The sequence below is a fragment of the Arthrobacter sp. 2MCAF14 genome, from assembly GCF_052115645.1.
GTDB lineage: Bacteria > Actinomycetota > Actinomycetes > Actinomycetales > Micrococcaceae > Arthrobacter.
The window spans coordinates 2,501-5,805 of record NZ_JBFRHB010000076.1; the positions used below are offsets into that span (position 1 = coordinate 2,501).

A 3,305-nucleotide genomic window follows, 5' to 3' on the forward strand; every position below is an offset into this window, starting at 1 on the left:
TTCAGTGAAGACGAGTAGGGCGGGGCACGTGAAACCCTGTCTGAACATGGGGGGACCATCCTCCAAGGCTAAATACTACTGACCGACCGATAGTGAACCAGTACCGTGAGGGAAAGGCGAAAAGAACCCCGGAGAGGGGAGTGAAATAGATCCTGAAACCGTGTGCGTACAAGCAGTAGGAGCCTCGCAAGGGGTGACTGCGTACCTTTTGTATAATGGGTCAGCGACTTACTGTTCGTGGCAAGCTTAACCGTATAGGGGAGGCGAAGGGAAACCGAGTCTGATAAGGGCGCATAGTCGCGGGCAGTAGACCCGAAACCGGGTGATCTAGTCATGGCCAGGGTGAAGGTGCCGTAACAGGTACTGGAGGCCCGAACCCACGTCTGTTGCAAAAGACGGGGATGAGCTGTGATTAGGAGTGAAAAGCTAATCGAACCCGGAGATAGCTGGTTCTCCTCGAAAGCTATTTAGGTAGCGCCTCATATGTATCCTCTCGGGGGTAGAGCACTGTTATGGCTAGGGGGTCATCGCGACTTACCAAACCATTGCAAACTCCGAATACCGAGACGGACTGTATGGGAGACACACGGCGGGTGCTAACGTCCGTCGTGAAAAGGGAAACAACCCAGACCCACAGCTAAGGTCCCAAATTTTGTGCTAAGTGGAAAACCATGTGGAAAGGCACAGACAGCCAGGAGGTTGGCTTAGAAGCAGCCACCCTTTAAAGAAAGCGTAATAGCTCACTGGTCGAGTCGGTCTGCGGGGAAGATTTAACGGGGCTAAGCACAGAACCGAAGCTTGGGGTGTGCATATTTATATGTACGCGGTAGAGGAGCGTTCCGTAAGCCGTTGAAGGTGGATTGAGAAGTCTGCTGGAGGTATCGGAAGTGCGAATGCTGACATGAGTAACGATAATGCGGGTGAAAAACCCGCACGCCGAAAGCCCAAGGTTTCCTTGCGCAACGTTAATCGGCGCAGGGTGAGTCGGCCCCTAAGGCGAGGACGAAAGTCGTAGTCGATGGGAAGCAGGTTAATATTCCTGCACCTCGCGTAAGTGCGATGGAGGGACGGAGAAGGTTAGGCATACCGGGCGTTGGTTGTCCCGGGGAAAGGCGGTAGGTTTGGATCTTTGGCAAATCCGGGATCCTYYAAGACCGAGCACCGAGACGAGCCTTTATGGCGAAGTTGCTGATACCACGCTTCCAGGAAAAGCTCCTAAGCTTCAGCTTACGCAGACCGTACCGTAAACCGACACAGGTGGGTAGGATGAGAATTCTCAGGCGCTTGAGAGAACTCGGGTGAAGGAACTAGGCAACATGGCACCGTAACTTCGGGAGAAGGTGCACCCTTTTTGGTGGCTCGTGCGAGCTATAGCTGAAGAGGGTCGCAGTAACCAGGCCGCTGCGACTGTTTATCAAAAACACAGCACTCTGCAAACACGAAAGTGGACGTATAGGGTGTGACGCCTGCCCGGTGCTGGAAGGTTAATTGATGGGGTCAGCCGCAAGGCGAAGCTCTTGATCGAAGCCCCAGTAAACGGCGGCCGTAACTATAACGGTCCTAAGGTAGCGAAATTCCTTGTCGGGTAAGTTCCGACCTGCACGAATGGCGTAACGACAGCGGCGCTGTCTCCACCCGAGACTCAGTGAAATTGAAATCGCTGTGAAGATGCAGCGTTCCCGTGGCAAGACGGAAAGACCCCGTGAACCTTTACTATAGCTTTACACTGAACGTTGAGTTCGTCTGTGTAGGATAGGTGGGAGGCTATGAAACCATGGCGCTAGCTGTGGYGGAGCCATCCTTGAAATACCACCCTGTCGTGCTTGACGTTCTAACCTGGGTCCATTATCTGGATCGGGGACCGTGTATGGTGGGTAGTTTGACTGGGGCGGTCTCCTCCTAAAGAGTAACGGAGGAGCTCGAAGGTACGCTCAGCGCGGTCGGACATCGCGCACTGTGTGCAAAGGCATAAGCGTGCTTGACTGCAAGATCGACGGATCAAGCAGGTAGGAAACTAGGACTTAGTGATCCGGTGGTTCTGTATGGAAGGGCCATCGCTCAACGGATAAAAGGTACTCCGGGGATAACAGGCTGATACCGCCCAAGAGTTCATATCGACGGCGGTGTTTGGCACCTCGATGTCGGCTCATCACATCCTGGGGCTGTAGTCGGTCCCAAGGGTATGGCTGTTCGCCATTTAAAGTGGTACGCGAGCTGGGTTCAGAACGTCGTGAGACAGTTCGGTCCCTATCTGCCATGGGCGTTGGAGATTTGAGAGGGGCTGCTCCTAGTACGAGAGGACCGGAGTGGACGAACCTCTGGTGTTCCGGTTGTCACGCCAGTGGCATTGCCGGGTAGCTATGTTCGGAAGCGATAACCGCTGAAAGCATCTAAGCGGGAAGCGCGCCTCAAGATGAGATCTCCCGGGGCACAAGCCCCCTGAAGGAACCATGTAGACTACGTGGTTGATAGGTCAGGTGTGTAAGTACAGCAATGTATTGAGCTAACTGATACTAATGATCCGAGAGGCTTGACCATATAACCTCAAGTTGCCTTGGCCGACATGACATGTCGATAGATCCAAGTGCACGCTACGTCACAAGACCAAACGAGAGGCAGGCGCTCAGGCGCGTCTCTTTGCAWCGYTGGCATCACCATGCCCGCCCCTGCAAGGACACGACGCCCAGGCGACACTCCAAMCGCCTCCCTGGTGAAATTAGCGCTATGGAACCACCCGATCCCATCCCGAACTCGGAAGTGAAACGTAGCTGCGCCGATGGTAGTGTGGCCTAAGCCATGCGAGAGTAGGTCATCGCCAGGGTTTATACCCCGAAAACCCCGCTGCTCATGCAGCGGGGTTTTCCTTTTTTTGCAAGCCTCAGGTTTCGACCTGGACTTACGGCAACAACTTCACGAAGAGCTTCAAGTTCCTCTCACAAGTTGTTGACAAAGCTTAAAAGCCTGCCATAATAGGCGGCTCGCAACGACGAAAGGCCTTCGGGTCCAACGACGAAGCAGCATCGGCAACAACGTCCACTTCGGTGAGACGGCCTTGAAAAAAGGTGTTGACGAAGCGGAAAAGCCGGCTATAATGGGCGGCTTCGCTACGAAGGAAACTTCGCAGCACGCGGGAATGGCGCTGAGGCCACTTCCCAAGATCTTTGAAAGTATGCGCAGGTATCTTGTGAAGGCGCCTGCAGGAAGGATGATTGTCCATCTTGCAGACGTTTGATCAAGCAACTATTAATTGTTTTAAAGCAAGCGATACGTTGCCAGAATCATTCATCTGCAGCTTTAAATTTTTG

At 53.5% G+C, this 3,305-nt stretch carries 2 rRNA genes (1 of these 2 cut by a window edge); both read left to right on the plus strand.

What is annotated here, in order from left to right:
• Window positions 1-2,538, plus strand: a 23S ribosomal RNA gene (locus tag AB4074_RS24380) (it extends 343 nt beyond the left edge of the window).
• A 168-nt stretch (window positions 2,539-2,706) separates the two neighbouring features.
• Window positions 2,707-2,821, plus strand: a 5S ribosomal RNA gene (gene rrf, locus AB4074_RS24385).
• Window positions 2,822-3,305: the final 484 nt, after the last annotated feature.